14 protein-coding genes are annotated in these 15,934 nt (G+C 42.3%); 8 read left to right on the top strand and 6 right to left on the bottom strand.

Annotated features, from left to right (window positions below; translation table 11 throughout):
* Positions 1 to 225: 225 nt before the first annotated feature.
* From lonB to E7X57_RS05765, 4 genes are all read left to right on the top strand, one after another.
* Positions 226 to 2,139, top strand: a complete 1,914-nt coding sequence (gene lonB, locus E7X57_RS05780) for an ATP-dependent protease LonB (protein ID WP_135611554.1) — start codon at positions 226 to 228, stop codon at positions 2,137 to 2,139.
* Positions 2,132 to 3,463 (top strand): TldD/PmbA family protein, encoded by a 1,332-nt coding sequence (locus E7X57_RS05775; protein WP_135611551.1) that lies wholly within the window; start codon positions 2,132 to 2,134, stop codon positions 3,461 to 3,463. Before lonB ends, E7X57_RS05775 begins: the two co-directional genes overlap by 8 nt.
* Before the next feature lies 1 nt (position 3,464).
* The gene (locus tag E7X57_RS05770) at positions 3,465 to 4,775 is read left to right on the top strand and encodes a TldD/PmbA family protein (RefSeq protein ID WP_135611549.1); all 1,311 of its coding nucleotides are present in this window, start codon (positions 3,465 to 3,467) and stop codon (positions 4,773 to 4,775) included.
* 188 nt (positions 4,776 to 4,963) lie between these two features.
* Positions 4,964 to 5,785 carry a response regulator gene (locus tag E7X57_RS05765; protein ID WP_135611547.1) on the top strand — a complete coding sequence of 274 codons (822 nt, stop codon included), beginning with the start codon at positions 4,964 to 4,966 and terminating at the stop codon, positions 5,783 to 5,785.
* A gap of 106 nt (positions 5,786 to 5,891) precedes the next feature.
* Here E7X57_RS05765 and E7X57_RS05760 read toward each other — a convergent pair whose 3' ends face one another.
* Together E7X57_RS05760 and E7X57_RS05755 are read right to left on the bottom strand one after the other, a co-directional pair.
* Complete coding sequence (locus tag E7X57_RS05760) at positions 5,892 to 6,779, bottom strand: PGF-pre-PGF domain-containing protein (RefSeq protein WP_167880907.1); 888 nt, start codon at positions 6,777 to 6,779, stop codon at positions 5,892 to 5,894.
* A gap of 222 nt (positions 6,780 to 7,001) precedes the next feature.
* Complete coding sequence (locus E7X57_RS05755) at positions 7,002 to 7,493, bottom strand: hypothetical protein (RefSeq protein WP_135611543.1); 492 nt, start codon at positions 7,491 to 7,493, stop codon at positions 7,002 to 7,004.
* A 293-nt stretch (positions 7,494 to 7,786) separates the two neighbouring features.
* On the opposite strand from E7X57_RS05755, the gene E7X57_RS05750 reads away from it, so the two are divergent.
* A complete protein-coding gene (locus E7X57_RS05750) occupies positions 7,787 to 10,441 on the top strand; it encodes an HAD-IC family P-type ATPase (protein WP_135611541.1) in 2,655 nt (884 codons plus the stop codon).
* 189 nt (positions 10,442 to 10,630) lie between these two features.
* A complete protein-coding gene (locus E7X57_RS05745) occupies positions 10,631 to 10,825 on the top strand; it encodes a YegP family protein (RefSeq protein ID WP_135611540.1) in 195 nt (64 codons plus the stop codon).
* A 101-nt stretch (positions 10,826 to 10,926) separates the two neighbouring features.
* Here E7X57_RS05745 and E7X57_RS05740 read toward each other — a convergent pair whose 3' ends face one another.
* The gene (locus tag E7X57_RS05740; protein WP_135611537.1) at positions 10,927 to 11,262 is read right to left on the bottom strand and encodes a carboxymuconolactone decarboxylase family protein; all 336 of its coding nucleotides are present in this window, start codon (positions 11,260 to 11,262) and stop codon (positions 10,927 to 10,929) included.
* A gap of 153 nt (positions 11,263 to 11,415) precedes the next feature.
* Positions 11,416 to 11,547: a hypothetical protein gene (locus E7X57_RS12860; RefSeq protein WP_256369406.1), complete on the bottom strand. Its 132-nt coding sequence runs from the start codon at positions 11,545 to 11,547 to the stop codon at positions 11,416 to 11,418.
* Between the two features lie 112 nt (positions 11,548 to 11,659).
* Between E7X57_RS12860 and E7X57_RS05735 the strand changes: the two genes are divergently transcribed.
* Positions 11,660 to 12,493, top strand: a complete 834-nt coding sequence (locus tag E7X57_RS05735; protein WP_135611535.1) for a hypothetical protein — start codon at positions 11,660 to 11,662, stop codon at positions 12,491 to 12,493.
* 101 nt (positions 12,494 to 12,594) lie between these two features.
* Entirely contained in the window at positions 12,595 to 13,242 is a 648-nt protein-coding gene (locus tag E7X57_RS05730; RefSeq protein WP_135611533.1) for a LysE family transporter, read from the top strand.
* Between the two features lie 111 nt (positions 13,243 to 13,353).
* Here the strand turns inward: E7X57_RS05730 and E7X57_RS05725 are convergent, their stop codons facing one another.
* Together E7X57_RS05725 and E7X57_RS05720 are read right to left on the bottom strand one after the other, a co-directional pair.
* A complete protein-coding gene (locus E7X57_RS05725) occupies positions 13,354 to 14,208 on the bottom strand; it encodes a 2-oxoacid:ferredoxin oxidoreductase subunit beta (RefSeq protein WP_135611531.1) in 855 nt (284 codons plus the stop codon).
* Between the two features lies 1 nt (position 14,209).
* A complete protein-coding gene (locus E7X57_RS05720) occupies positions 14,210 to 15,934 on the bottom strand; it encodes a 2-oxoacid:acceptor oxidoreductase subunit alpha (RefSeq protein WP_135611529.1) in 1,725 nt (574 codons plus the stop codon).

Here is a 15,934-nt window from a genome sequence, read left to right as displayed (position 1 = left end):
CTCTCCAAGAGATCGGCACTATTTATGACAAAGAAATTAATTTGATCAAGTTATACAAAACCATCTAAAAACATATCGACCCATAGCATTCAGACAGGACTGAAATAGTTAAATATATTTAGTGGAATGGCTCTACTATAATATAGAAAATTCTCAAAACAATTACATTAGTGCATATTTTCTGTGAATATCTGCATATCATACTGTTTAAAATGTGAGTTAACCATGGACAACGAAATGACTGCTAATGAAGAAGCCGAACTTTTCGGTGAAGACTTTAACACTACAAATTCAATAGATGTACCTGAATTACTGATCGATCAGGTCATCGGGCAGGACCACGCCGTTGAAGTTGTAAAAAAAGCAGCTAGCCAAAGGCGTCATGTAATGATGATAGGTACACCAGGTACCGGAAAATCAATGCTCGCAAAGGCAATGGCTGAACTTTTGCCAAAGGAAGAACTTGAAGATATAATGACATACCCCAATCTTGAGGACAACAATAATCCGAAGATCAGGGAAGTACCTGCCGGCAAAGGCAGGGAGATCGTGTTAGCCCATAAAATGGAATCACGCAAGAAAGCCCAGTCACGTAATATGTTGATGATGTTCCTTGTCTTTGGTATTGTAATGTATTCCTTCTATGTAGGTCAGTTACTATGGGGTATCATTGCAGCTATCATGATACTTATGCTGACAAGACAGTTCATGCCAAAAGAAGAACTGATGATACCAAAGCTCATCGTTTCAAATTACCAGAAAGACCACGCACCATACATCGATGCAACAGGAACACACGCAGGTGCACTTCTTGGAGATGTCAGACACGACCCATTCCAGTCCGGTGGACTAGAAACACCTTCCCATGACAGGGTTGAGAGCGGAGATATTCACAAATCACACAAAGGTGTGCTTTTCATTGACGAGATCAACACCTTGAAACTTGAATCCCAGCAAAGCCTCCTCACAGCATTGCAAGAAAAGGAATATGCTATTACCGGCCAGTCCGAACGCAGTTCCGGTGCACTTGTAAAGACAGAGCCTGTACCATGTGATTTTATCATGGTGGCAGCAGGTAACCTCGATGCTGTGGAAAAGATGCATCCTGCATTACGCTCACGTATCAAGGGATATGGATACGAGGTCTTCATGAGAGATTCCATGGAAGATACTCTTGAGAACAGGAAGACACTTGTACGCTTTGTAGCACAGGAAGTTGTACGCGACGGACACATCCCTCCATTTGACAAAGATGCGGTAAATGAAGTGATCAGGGAAGCAAGAAGGAGAGCAGGCAGAAAAGGTCATCTTACCCTTAAGTTCCGTGACCTTGGAGGACTTATCAGGGTCGCTGGCGACATTGCTCATTCCGAGAACGCAGAGATCACAACTGCAACGCATGTTCTGGCAGCAAAGAAGATCGCACGTTCAATTGAACAGCAACTTGCAGACAGCTATCTGGAGAGGCGTAAGGACTATCAGCTCTTTACCAAAATAGGAGCAGCTGTTGGCAGGGTCAACGGACTTGCAGTCATGGGCGGAGATTCCGGTATTGTACTTCCGATCATGGCAGAAGTGACACCGACACAATCTACTGGCCATGGACACGTTATCGCCACTGGTATGCTGAAAGATATAGCAAAGGAAGCTGTGCAGAACGTTTCAGCGGTAATCAAGAACGTAACCGGGGAGGACATGCTCAATCACGATATTCATATCCAGTTCATTGGAACCTATGAAGGTGTTGAAGGTGACAGTGCATCAATATCAATTGCAACTGCTGTGATATCTGCAATGGAGAACATTCCTATCGACCAGACCGTTGCTATGACAGGTTCCCTTTCGGTCAGAGGAGACGTACTTCCGATCGGCGGTGTTACCTACAAGATAGAAGCTGCAGCACAGGCAGGCATCAAGAAGGTAATTATTCCAAAATCCAACGAAGCCGATGTCCTTATCGAGGAAAACTACAAGGAAATGGTCGAGATCATACCTGTAACAACAATTGCAGAGGTCATCGAGCACAGCCTTATAGGTGAAGATAAAGCAGGCATCGTTGAAAAGCTCAAGAAGCTGACCGAGATGAATGTCATAAAGGAATCCGAGATGGAAGCTGTCATAGGTAGCGACAATGTCTGAAGTTTGTTTTTACGATGCCAGGGTGATCGACGGTACATCTACCTCGATCGTCCTTGATAATGGCAAGATAGAAGAGATCTCGGTAAATTACAGCAGAGGTTGCGGAGTTCGTGCATTATGCGGAGGCTCCTGGGGATTTACCACAGCAGAAGGGATCTTTGACATAAACGATGCCATAAGTTCAGCCTCAGAGCTTGCACAGCAGATGAACAACATCTCACCAAAAGAGAAAGTCGAGCTCAAGCCCATGGAAGAACCTGTGGTCAAAGACCTCCCGGTTGCAACCATTGATCCAAAGGACATTCCAATTGAAGATAAGGTCCAGTTATTGAAAGATATGGACAGTCATGCAAGGATAGATGGAATTAGCAGTACTTCTGCAGTTTATTCTGAAGCTTCTGTTAAAGTACAATACATCAATTCCGAAGGTATTGATTGTGAATACGATCTTATAAGGACAGGATTCGCCATCAGTGCTGTGGCCAGCGAAGGCGGAGCCTACCAGGTAGGCAGGGAAAGTCGTTTCGGAGTTTCCGGCTATGAACTTTTTGAAAAGAACGATGCCTTTGCTCTTGCCGAATCCGCAGGAAGGACTGCTGTGGAACTACTTGGTGCAAAACCGGCAAAAGGCGGAACACTGCCCGTCATACTTGATCCGGAGCTTGCAGGCGTGTTCGCCCATGAAGCCGTAGGCCATGCATCTGAAGCAGACCTTGTACTTGAAGGAAGCTCCATACTCGAAGGACGTATCGGAGAACAGATCGCGTCACCGCTTGTTAACATAATCGATGATCCTACAATTCATGAATATGGGTACTACCCCTTTGATTCTGAAGGAGTAAGATCATCAAAGACCACCATTATAAAAGATGGGACCTTGAATTCATACCTGCATTCAAGGGAAACAGCAGCAGCTCTTGGCGGAGAGCCCGGTAATTGTCGTGCACAGGGATACTCTGAACCAATCGTAAGGATGAGCAATACATATATTGACAATGGCGATTCCAATTTTGACGAGATGCTGGAAGATGTCAAAGACGGCATGTACCTTACCGGCTCACGCGGCGGTCAGGTCAACACAGGTGAAGGAATATTCCAGTTCAACGCGGAAAAAGGTTATCTTATCGAGAATGGGGAAGTGACCACATTGCTTCGCGATGTATCCCTTTCCGGCAAAACACTTGAGATCCTTAATAATGTCACGCTGGTAGGAAACGACCTTAAGATGCATTCGGGAAGATGTGGTAAAGGCGGTCAGCTTGCTCCTGTCTCGGATGGTTCACCACATATTTCCATTTCAAAAGCATTGGTAGGAGGTGCCTGATATGTTCGAACTTGCAGAAAGAACACTGAAAATAGCTGAACAGCTGGGTGCCGATGAAGCTGAAGTTTATGTCATGCACAGCCGATCCATAACTGCAGATATAAAGAAGAACACGATCGAATCTGCAAAAGACAGGGTCAGTCAGGGTATTGGAATTCGAACTGTTGTTAACGGAGCAGTCGGTTTTGCAAGCACAAATATCGTGGAACGTATCGATGAAGCTGCAAAAGTAGCTGTAGCTTCTGCAAAGATAAGAGAAAGCGATCCCGACTGGACATCACTGCCTTCAAATTCAAAATATCCGAAAGTCTCAGGAACCTTTGATAAAAAGATAGATGAACTTGGACTGGATGAGTGTATTTCCCTTACAGGTGAAATGATAAATGGTGCATTGTCAATACCAAACATCAACACGACCTCCGGGAGTTTTTCCACAACTATCAGCAAACAAATGATAATGAACACCAACGGTGTTGAGGTAATTGATGAAGGTACCGGAGTTTCCGGGTTCGTAGATGTTATTACAACAGAAGGAGATATCTCTACAGCCTATGACTTTGAAGTATCACGTTCCCTTGACATCGATATGTTCAATATAGGAAAAAATGCTTCAGACCTTGCTATCAGATCACAGAACGGCATATCAGTTGAACCGCAGAAAACGAATGTCATACTCCATCCATTTGCATTTTCTGACATCCTCGGAAATACTTTCGAACCATCCCTTGATGCAGATAATGTACAAAAGGGAAGGTCATCTCTAATAGGCAAGATCGACGAGGAAATTGCCACACCAGAACTTACAGTCATAGATGATGGCACCCTTCATGCTGGTATTGAAACATCCATCTCCGATGAAGAAGGAACCCCATCCCAGCGAACAGAGATCATCGGAAAAGGAGTTTTCAGGTCCTACCTATATGACAACTATACTGCAGGAAAGGATAACACCAGCAGTACAGGAAATGGTACACGCCACTCCTATGCATCCACACCTTCGGTGGGCACACGTAATCTGATCATAGATTATCCTCAAAGTGATGTGATAGCTGAAACTGAAGAAGGTGTCTTTATCAACACGGTAATAGGTGCCCATACTGCAAACGCCATTTCAGGAGACTTCTCAGTAGAAGCCAGGAACGCTTTCACAATAAAGGACGGCCAAATAGACAAACCTATTAAGTCCCTTATGCTTTCAGGAAATATCTTTGAAATGCTCAATAATATAACCGGTGCTGGAACCGATGTTCGCAAGGTTGGCGGAACAATTGCACCACCACTGAGAATATCCAATATGAGCATTGTGGGATAAAGAACATAACAATATCGACATTAATCATTACTAAAGTGTATAATAGTAATGATTATATATTGTTCATTACAATAATGATAGAGAAGGCTCAAATTTAATATTCGCTCCCTGAAAACCGATATACTGTAGCAGCGATCGTATGAGCAAAAATGAATTTGAATCCGAAATCCTGTCCATTAGGTGTTAATATGGCTGAGAATGGTAGAACCAAAATACTTGTAGTCGATGATGAACCTGATAATGTCGAATTGCTTACTGCATACCTATCATACGATTATGATATCGTTCCAGCATACAGTGGCAGGGAAGCCCTTCATATACTGGAGAATTCACAACAGAGTTTACCGGACCTTGTTTTGATGGATATAATGCTAAAGGATGGAATGGATGGTGTGGAAGCTGCAAACCATATTCATATCAACTACGAGATCCCTCTTGTCTATATCACTGCCTATGCAGACGACACCATTATGCAAAGGGCAAAGCTGACAGAACCTTTTGGTTACATACTAAAACCCTTCGAGGAAAGTGAACTTCGAACCAACATCGAAATTGCTCTTTACAAGCATGAGATGGAAAGCAAATTAAAAGAAAGCCAGAAGTGGCTTACTGCAATACTCAACAACACCGGCGATGCAATGATCGCCACGGACCAGGATGGTTACATAAAGTTCATGAACCCTTTTGCAGAAGCACTTACCGGCTGGAAGCAGGATGAGGTCCTTGGAAAGCCATTGAAGGACATCTTCTATGTCGAAAGTGAAGATACCGGTAAAGCCGTTGAGGACCCCGTTGAGAAGGTTATCAGGGAAGGCATGTTCTATGGTCTGGCAAGCCAGACACTTCTTGTAACAAAGAACAACACAAGGATTCCTGTCGATATTATAGGATCACCTATTAAAGGTGAGAGCGAAAAATTGATTGGCATTCTGATAAGCTTCTGTGATATTTCAGACAGGAAAAGGATAGAGAACCTTATCTACAAAAAAGGGATGGATCCGGAATATTGAGTTTAGATCAAGTCATATCTCTCCCCTACTTGTCTTTACAATATTTTTATAATTAACTACAGGTGGCCTTTGTGGCTTTTTAATGCTCTTTTTATGCATAGCCTGATTATTTTTTGTTCTTCTGAACAACATCTGAGAGAATACCAGAATCTTCCAGCGCGTTGATCTTCTGTTTGATAGCAACCGACTGAACTTTACCTACCTGATCAGGAGTTGCAGTTTCAGAAACATCACCCTCTGTAACTTGCAGATCATCCGGAAAATCCACATTCCTGTCTCTTGCTTTAACCTGAGGGTCTTTTGCTAATGCAACATACGAAGCAGATACCAATATAAGCACCATCAGCACAGGTAATGCAAAGAACATCATTTTTGGCCCCGAGCCATTATCCCATCCAGATTCACTTGCAACAATGCCTTTATCCCCTTCTAAAGATAATGCAGGATCCTCCTTTCCAGGTTCAGGAACAGCTTCTTCGGTATCCAATGAAACTGGTTCACTTTCGACATATTCAACTACTGCAAAATGTGTACGCAGATCACCTGAGGTAGGTGCCTCATAGTAGATGTACTCATCATCCTCACCTACCTTTTCTGTGGGCAAAATATGCCAGCCACCACTGCGATAAATGGTTAGTTTTACAGATTGTTCGGAAACACCGTTATCTTCAAGCCAGGTACGATTTACTCTGAATCCCACATCAGAAGTTATCAGTCTATGTTTAAGTTTACTATCACCAACCCATATGTTGATGTTCTTGTATACTTTGCCTTCTACAGGAGTTGATATCATTGAAGAGGTCGATTTGAGAGATTCCACTATTGCCTTTACATCCCCTACAGTCAGATCTGTTGAGATGTTGATATAAGTGATATCAATACCTTCATTCCTAAATGTAAATGATTTTTCAAGGTCTTTCAGCACATATCTTACTGCTACATCTTTTTCATCTATGTTCTCAAATGCTTCAGCCGTGGCGTTGCCTACTGACAAAACCAAAAATAACGTTGCTATCACTAAAGAGATAGTGAAAAAATGCATATATTTACTTTGCAACTCAACCCCCGCCTATTAACAAAGAAGTACCCACGATCAGTTTGTAAATTGGAAAGCTTTATTTTTGTTAATTAATTCTATACTGTCAAAACAATATATACCCTTTCATGAATCTAACTTTGCCAGCCAAAACGATCAAAATTGAGATTATAGTTCCAATCATTTTTTGTTCTTGTGAACAACATCTGAGATTATTCCAAAATCCTCCAGCGCTTTGATCTTTTGTTTAATATCAACTTGCCGGACTTCATTTACCTGAACGGGAGGCATTGTATCGGCAGGCTGACCTGATCTTTCCTGAGCGTTTGTGCTATCTGAAGCAATTTCAGAAACATCACTTTCTGCAACTTGTATATCATCCAGGAAATTCACACCCCTGCCTCTTGCTTTAATATGATGGTCTTTTACCACTCCAAAATACGAAGCTGAACTCGTAGTGGTCTCTGGAATACCATCAAGATATATTTCGACATGATCAAAGTCAATATCAGATGGATTAGTCCAGCTCCAGTCGATCCACATTTCCCCAGGATTACCAGAAAGATCAGTTACATTTCCAGGTGGAAGCGTCTCATCAGCTACTGCCAAAGCCGAAAATAGTGTTGCTATCACTAAAAGGATAGTGATAAGCCAGATGGTTTTGCTCTGCAACTCAACCCCCCCTATTAACAAAAAAGTACCCACTATACCTTTTTGCAATGTCGGAAAGCCGTAGTTAGTCTCAATTACTTATATACTGTCAAAGGCATATATAGCCTTTCATAAAAAATAACTCTTGAATAATATCAATATGCTAAGCACTATTTCTTTGAAAATATAAATTGATAAATATCTGCAGCTGACTTTCAGATCATCATATGAAGAAACCATCAACTCCAAAAAAGCCAAAATCTCCTAACAAAAAACCAAAAAGAATATCATCCTAAAATAACACATAATTACCTATGAGTGGGGAGATCAAATGGTACCGTGTGCCTGTAGATGAGGTTCTTACCTTACTGGACACGGACGAGGATGGTATTACTGCCGAAGAGGCACAAATTCGTCTTTCAAAGTATGGGTTCAATGAAGTTGAGGTAAAGAAGAAAGAAAGTTCCCTACATCGATTTGCAAGACAGTTTGCAAGCCCCCTCATCTATGTTCTTTTTGCCGCTTCACTTGTCACATTCATTCTTGAGGAATATGCGGATATGGCAGTCATTCTCGGAGTTGTACTCGCCAATGCTGCCATAGGTTTCATTCAGGAAAGAAAAGCTGAAAATGCACTTGAGTCACTTGCAAAGATGCTGGTTCCTGAAACAAGCATATTGAGAGACGGGCAGAGAATGATAATACACAGCAAGGAACTTGTTGCAGGCGATATCGTACTCCTTGAAGCAGGTAACAGGATCCCTGCCGACCTGCGACTGATGTACGTAAAGAACCTGCGCATAGATGAATCAATGCTTACCGGCGAATCCACAGCTGTGGAGAAGAATATCGATCTCATAGAGACAAAAAGCCTTCCACTTGCAGAACAGAAGAACATTGCATTTGGAGGCACGCTGGTAACACAGGGAAGCGGCCTTGGAATTGTGGTCGCTACAGGTTCTGAGAGTGAGATCGGAAAAATATCTGAACTGATAAGTAAAACAAAGAAGATCTCAACACCACTTGTCAGAACGATAGACCAGATGGCAAAAACACTTGCTGTTGTTATCCTCGGTCTGGCAATACTGACCTTTATTATCGGAAGGCTCAGGGGATTCGATGACCTGGACATCTTCTTTGCCTCTGTAAGTCTGGCAGTTGCAGCCATTCCGGAAGGCCTGCCTGCACTAATTACCATTTCCCTGGCATTCGGAATAAAAAGAATGGCTTCCCGAAATGCTATAATCCGGACCATGCCGGCAGTAGAAAGCCTTGGCTCGGCCACAGTCATTTGTTCTGACAAGACCGGTACTCTTACCAAGAACGAGATGACGGTAAGGAATATCTACACTTTAGAAGGAAAGTTTAATGTGACCGGTGTCGGATATACCACACAGGGAGACTTCGAACTCCAGGGGAAGAGGATCGAACCATTCTCCCATCCGGCATTGATGGAGACACTCAAAGCCGGAGCACTATGTAATGATGCTTATTTAAGAGAAGAAGGGGGGATAGATGGAGATCCCACTGAAGGGGCACTTCTTGTATCTGCCTCTAAGGCCGGAAAATTCTACATGCAAAGAGTTGACTCCGTACCTTTTGAATCCGAAGAAAGGTATATGGCAACGTTGCATCAGGATGAAGAAAGAAATAGCTGGATATATGTGAAAGGGTCTCCTGAAAAACTGATCGAACTTTCCAGCCACCAGTTCAATGGGAAAGAACTGGAACCAATTGATCCGGAAAAGTTCCTTGACGCTGCAGAGGACATGGCATCCGAGGGTCTTCGGGTAATCGCAACAGCTTACCGGAAGCTGGAACAAGGTAAGGATGAGATCGAGGATCGAGATACAAAAGACCTTATATTCCTCGGACTGCAGGGAATGATCGACCCTCCGAGGGAAGAAGTAAAAAGATCCATCTTCAAGTGCAATAATGCCGGGATCAGAGTGATAATGATAACGGGAGATCATATCCTGACAGGTCACACAATTGCCAGGCAACTCGGCATACGAACTGAGGGTGCCTTATCAGGAAGCGATATCCAGGGAATGGCGGATGAAGAGCTCACTGAAGCACTGAAAACAGTATCAGTCTTTGCAAGAACATCCCCTGAAGATAAATCAAGAATTGTAGGTCTCCTTAAGAACCAGGGAGAGGTCGTAGCAGTAACCGGTGATGGCATTAACGATGCACCGGCACTTGAAAATGCTGATATTGGTGTCGCCATGGGCAAGTCAGGTACAGAAGTTGCAAAGGATGCAGCTGATATGGTACTTGCAGATGATAATTTTGCATCCATTGTAAATGCTGTGGAAGAAGGAAGAAATGTCTACAGCAAGATACAGAAGGTAATACTCTGGACACTTCCTACAAATGCAGCAGAAGGATTAGCAGTACTGGCAGCTGTTATTCTTGGACTAAAGAATCCACCATTGCTTCCACTACACATCCTCTGGATCAATACGATCACTGCGCTGGGACTGGGAGTAACTATCACACTGGAACCGATGGAAAAGAAACTTCTGAACAGGCCACCGAGGCAACCAAAGGAGCCACTTCTTCTTCCAGTTATAAAGCAAAGGATCGTTACCGTAGCTTTATTAATGGTAACTGCTACATTTTTGCTATACTTCTTTGAAATTATGCAGAACGGTAGAGATAGCAACACTGCTCAGACAATAGCACTCAACACAATAGTCTTCTTCGAGATATTTTATCTCTTCAACTGCAAATCTATCTATGAAAATGTATTCAGAGAACTGTTTTCGAACAAGTTCATGCTGATGGGGATTGCACTGGTGCTGTCCCTACAGGTGTTCATTACATACAACCCTACAATGAATGCCATCCTTAAGACAAGTCCAATTGACCCCATGGACTGGATAGTAATAGGAATTACCGCAAGTTCGGTCTTCTTCCTGATAGAGCTGGAAAAATATGTAAAAAAGAAAAGGAAAATAAGTTAATTGAGAAATTCGAGGACCTTTAAAGATCAATATTTGATTTACAAGAATATGCCAGTTTTCTTTGCTTTAGAGTTTTTCAGACAAAAAGTATTTAACACATAACCGCCAAAGAATTTATAGGAAGTGGGTAGTTAGTGTCACTGCTGTGCATCAATCGTAAATAGATAATTTTACTGAAGAGGTGAGAATATGTCAAAATTTGAGATATATGCCGATAAGAGTGGAAAGTACAGATTCAGACTCAAAGCAAAGAATGGCGAAATCATAGCAACAGGTCAGGGCTATTCAACTAAAGCAGCCTGCATGAATGGTATAAAATCTGTCAAGAACAATGCTATGGACGCCGAAATAGTTGAGGTCGAAACACCTTCTGAGGAAGAATAATTTCCATCCCGGATATCTGGAATGGATCATTAAACCTCTAATAAATTTCAATTACTTTTTATTTTTTGGGCCATACAACATTTCTGCTGCGAATCAGATCATTAGGATTCAGATTCCCCACAACAACTGCATGAAACATTGCCTTTGAGGATATCCTTCCAATCACCAATGACATCATGTGTCCAGCAGTCATCAGCGCCTGCCGCCTCTCTCATTGTAAGGGCAAAGATGTAAGATAGTTCCTTGACAGTGGCTCCGGCCTCAAGAGCACCTTTGAAATGTTTGAGTACACAGGGTTTTGATCTTGCCTTGATGGAAAGAGCAAAGCAGATGAACTGATATGTCTTTTCATCAATAGTTCTCGTATCGGCATACAATTTGTCGATCTCATCCAGCTTTTCCGTAAATTCCGGAAAGAATTCTTCTAACATTCTCATTTTGATCCAAACCTTAGTTTCAGTTATGATAACATATTGGAATTATACCAATACACAAAATAAGAATGAAAGTTATAGAAATTTAAAAGCAGCGCTTCAAATGTTCTTGAAATACGTTAGTGGAAAAAAGAGTGAAAAAAGAAATAAGAATACTTACTTCTTTTTCTCTTTTAAAAGCTTCTTCTTAGCAGATGCATCACCAGCAGCTGCTTTCTTTTCAAGCTCTGCGAGTTTTTCTTTCTTCTTTCCGCTCTTTCTTGCCAGATCCTTCTTAGACATTGCCATAGGGTTTAGCCTTTGAAGTCCAAACTATTTAAAATGATGGCATTCGACTTTTATAATGCTTTATTGCACTCGCCTTAGAAACTTTAAAATTTAAGAACGTAGCATTTTATGTATGGACATTTACAGGATAACATCCATCAATCGTCCAGTTGACCCGGACTATCCCACCAACCGCCTGATGATCTGGATATCTGCAATTGTACTGGTAGCTGGTTCACTATTCCATTTAAGCCTCAACAATACCACCAGTGCTTCAATAATATATGGAATAACAGCAGGCATATCCGTATTTCTGGTATGGGCCATCTCAAGAGAAGTTGACCCTGACCACGAGATAGCTGCCTTTGTTCCTGTTATCCTTTCATTTGTTCCTGTTATGGTATTTGGGATACATCCAGTATTACCCTTATTTTGGCTTCTGCTCTTGCTACGAATAGTAGATCGTTCAACCGGTTTAAAAGCAGGAATATTCGACACAATTGCTGTGTTTCTACTCAGTGTATTTCTCACCTACCAGATGACCTGGCTATTTGGAATACTGACAGCCACTGCATTTTTTATTGACAGCAGAGCATCTTACCCTAACCGGATCCATCTGATCGCATCAATACTAATGCTAGCTGCATCTTTATTCAATATCTTCGAGGGAAACAATACTGCAATTGTAAATATCACATTAATAGAGATCACTGCTTTACTTTCCATGTCAATATTATTCATTCCATCTATCCTTGATTCCCGGGAACTGAAAAGTAAAGGCGACATGACTGGTGAATCTCTTGATAAATTAAGAGTGAAAATGGGGAAGATACTGTTCATGGTAACTGCAATACTTTTTCTCTTAAGCGATATAGAATCTGCTTATCTCTGGCCTCTCCTATGGTGTGTTGCAGCAGGAATTGGATCATATCGTATTCTTATCGGAGATAAGACTGTCAAACTTTGAATACATATTGTAACATGAACTAAAAATATCGAGATGCTGCGACATAGATTATAAATATAGTCACTTTTATAAATGAGAAATATAATCGAATGCCTGATATTATGATCGAAGTTATCAAAGCACTTGCCCTGGGATTTACAATTGGTATTTCTGCTGCACTTATTCCAGGACCTATGATGTTCGCCACGATAGGAATATCACTTGAAAAAGGCTGGCGCACAGGACCATTTGTATTCCTTGGACACTCACTGGTAGAGATTTCCATAATACTCCTGATAATCGGTGGTATTTCATCTTTTATCGAAAGAAGTACCATTGCATACATGTCCATTATTGGTGGTATTATAATGATATTATTTGGTCTGGTAATACTAAAAAGTGCAAAAAGTGTTTCGACAATGGACATATCCGGAGCAGCCAGAAAAGTAAAGATCGCGAAAAGCCCGGTCTTTGCAGGCATTCTTACATCTGCATTAAATCCCACTTATGTCCTCTGGTGGCTTACAGCAGGTAGTGCCATAATACTTCAGGAATATCTTATAGGGACTGTTGCCATAATTGCATTTGTTATCGGTCACTGGATAGCAGATCTTGGTTATCTTGTTACAGTATCATCCTCTACATCCAGAGGCAAAGATTTCATATCCCGTAAAAACCATAAACGAGTCTTGTACTTCTGTGGAAGTTTTATGATGATCTTTGGAATCTGGTTCATATTTAATTACAACAATCTTTCCATAATGCTATGACCCTGGCATTGAAGACGGCAGCAAACCGTTTGAAAAAAATAGCAGGATGATAGCTCAATAGTGACAGGGAAAATGGATTTAAAATGTGTTGAAAAAGATATAAAAAAGATTTCAGATGAAACTGTCGAGAAGTTCATCTACTTTTTGAGGATCACTTTTATTTCCTACTAATGTCCCGGACCTGAGAACATCAAGATGGTCCTCGAAAGTAGGTTTCTCATTAATGTAAAAGACACCTAAAGGTATTCTTTCTCCCCATTCCAGAGACTTTTCAAATGCCTTTGCCCTGTCATCAGGACTGTGATCACCATCTTCCATCTTATAGACCCTTTCTGAATACCAGCTGAAAGTGTTAAGCTTATTAAAGGAAATGCATGGCTGAAGCACATCCACAAGAGAGAAACCCTTGTGTTGTATAGCTTTTTTGATCAACTCTGTAAGGTGAGGAACATCACCTGCAAAACCCCTGCTTACAAATGAGCAGTCAAGGGAAATTGCAAGCGACAATGGGTTCAGCGGAGTGTTGAACACGCCATGTGTCTGTACCTTTGTCTTCATGCCAAGCTCACTTGTAGGCGAAGCCTGGCCTTTGGTAAGGCCATATATCTGGTTGTCATGAACTATCAGGGTGATGTTGGGATTTCTCCTGACATTGTGCAGGAAATGATTACCACCTTCACCATAACAATCACCGTCTCCTGTGACTGCAAGTACAGTTAGCTCATGGTTGGCGACCTTTGCACCTATTGCAGGAGGCAGGGATCTGCCATGAAGTCCGTTGAAGACATTGCATTTCAGGTAATGTGGCAATTTGCTTGACTGCCCGATACCTGATGTGATCAATACCTCATCCGGCGACCTGCCAAGTTCTGCAAGGGCACGTTTGACAGCCTTAAGTATCATAAAGTTCCCGCAACCTGGGCACCATTCTGTCTCAAATTCACCGTAATCTTCCACGCTTACCATATCAGATCACCTCTTTGTCTCTCATGGAACGTATTATTGATTCAGGACTGTACGGTTTCCCATCAGACCTAAGGATCTTTTCAGAAATATGCAGACCAATCTCACATTCAAGCAACCTTGCAAATTGTCCCGTTGCATTGTTCTCCACGCAAACGATGGTCTCTGAATTTTCAAGAAGGTTTCTGGTAGCCTCTACAGGCAGGGGGAAAACATGAGTGAAGTGAACATGGTTCACCGAATGACCTTCACTTATGAGGATGTTCACTACTTCCATAAGAGGACCATATGTAGAACCCCATCCGACAAGCGTTATTTTGGCATCTTTAGGACCATACTGATGCGGCGTTTCCATATCATCTCTCAAAAGATCGAGCTTTTTCATCCTCTTTTCATTCATCAGGATACGGTTCTCGATGGTCTGGTCAATATGACCATATTCATTGTGTTCATCACTATCGGCAACGACCACTTTTCCTGCCTGCCCGGGTATTGCACGCGGCGAGATACCTGTCATGGTTAGCTCATAGCGTTTATATTCACCATTCCCGACCAGTTCTTCATCAGACATCAGATATCTTTTAATCTTAACCTTCGAGGGATCAAACCTCTTACATGTGAAAAGTGAATCTGCAAGATACTGGTCGCTCATGACAAAGACCGGGATCTGGTACTTGTCAGCAATGTTGAAAGCTTCAGCTGTCATGTAGAAACAGTCATCCGGTGTTCCGGGAGCCAGTACACAGCGGGGGAACTCACCCTGTGCTGCGGTTAGCACGAACTGGAGATCACCCTGCTCGGTCATGGTAGGAAGACCGGTAGCAGGCCCGGGACGCTGGGATAAGAATATCACAGCAGGTGTCTCCGTGATACCGGAAAGACCCAGAGCTTCTGACATCAGGCAGAATCCACCGCCTGAAGTTGTTGTCATAGCCCTTGCACCGGCAAAGGAAGCACCAAGCACCATGTTCAGGGCAGCGATCTCATCTTCTGCCTGTTCAACTACGACATTGAAGTCATCAGCATTTGCAGCCACATAGGTCATGACCCCTGTAGATGGTGTCATCGGATATGCTGCAAGGAATTGTACTCCGGCAGCAAGAGCACCAAGTCCGACAGCGTCGTTTCCTGCGATAAGCATCCTTCCATCTTTATCCGAAGGTTCACTCACAGAGAACTTGCATTCCGAGGGGAAGTTCTCTCTTGCATAATCATAGCCGGCACGTGCTGCTTTGATATTGTTATCAATGATCTCCTCTCCTTTCTTCTTGAAAGTTTCAGTCAGGACCTTTGCAAGATAATCAAATTCAAAGCACATCAGACCAAGGGCAGCACCACTTGCAACGGAATTAGAATATATCTTGTTCCCACAGACATCTTTTGCGATCTTCAGCATCGGGACATTGAAAAACAGGTCATTTGTATTGTCTATCTTAACGACATCATTATCAAATATTATGACCCCATTGGACATTTCCTCAATTTGCTCCTCAATAGACTCTTTATCAAGAGCTATCAGGATATCCACTTTCTCGGTCATTGCCCTGATCGGTTCCTCGCTTATCCTTACCTGGAACGTATTATGTCCACCCCTTACCCTTGAAAGGTAGAACTGGGTGGCAAAAACGTTGAAACCACTCGATTTAAAGGTCTTTGCAAGTGCAACACCTATGGTCTGTAATCCCTGACCTGCGGCTCCACCTACTTTTATTACAAGATCTGTACTCAT

It is taken from the genome of Methanococcoides sp. AM1 (assembly GCF_900774055.1).
Classification (GTDB): Archaea; Halobacteriota; Methanosarcinia; order Methanosarcinales; family Methanosarcinaceae; genus Methanococcoides.
Note: the sequence above shows the minus strand (reverse complement) of the source record. Positions and strands in the feature narration are given on the sequence as shown.

Bases quoted from the DNA above. Each gene is read 5' to 3' on its own strand.
- lonB (WP_135611554.1), top strand. From the start codon at position 226: ATGGACAACGAAATGACTGCTAATGAAGAAGCCGAACTTTTCGGTGAA.
- E7X57_RS05775 (WP_135611551.1), top strand. From the start codon at position 2,132: ATGTCTGAAGTTTGTTTTTACGATGCCAGGGTGATCGACGGTACATCT.
- E7X57_RS05770 (WP_135611549.1), top strand. From the start codon at position 3,465: ATGTTCGAACTTGCAGAAAGAACACTGAAAATAGCTGAACAGCTGGGT.
- E7X57_RS05765 (WP_135611547.1), top strand. From the start codon at position 4,964: ATGGCTGAGAATGGTAGAACCAAAATACTTGTAGTCGATGATGAACCT.
- E7X57_RS05750 (WP_135611541.1), top strand. From the start codon at position 7,787: ATGAGTGGGGAGATCAAATGGTACCGTGTGCCTGTAGATGAGGTTCTT.
- E7X57_RS05745 (WP_135611540.1), top strand. From the start codon at position 10,631: ATGTCAAAATTTGAGATATATGCCGATAAGAGTGGAAAGTACAGATTC.
- E7X57_RS05740 (WP_135611537.1), bottom strand. From the start codon at position 11,262: ATGAGAATGTTAGAAGAATTCTTTCCGGAATTTACGGAAAAGCTGGAT.
- E7X57_RS12860 (WP_256369406.1), bottom strand. From the start codon at position 11,547: ATGGCAATGTCTAAGAAGGATCTGGCAAGAAAGAGCGGAAAGAAGAAA.
- E7X57_RS05735 (WP_135611535.1), top strand. From the start codon at position 11,660: ATGGACATTTACAGGATAACATCCATCAATCGTCCAGTTGACCCGGAC.
- E7X57_RS05730 (WP_135611533.1), top strand. From the start codon at position 12,595: ATGATCGAAGTTATCAAAGCACTTGCCCTGGGATTTACAATTGGTATT.
- E7X57_RS05725 (WP_135611531.1), bottom strand. From the start codon at position 14,208: ATGGTAAGCGTGGAAGATTACGGTGAATTTGAGACAGAATGGTGCCCA.
- E7X57_RS05720 (WP_135611529.1), bottom strand. From the start codon at position 15,934: ATGAGTACAGATCTTGTAATAAAAGTAGGTGGAGCCGCAGGTCAGGGA.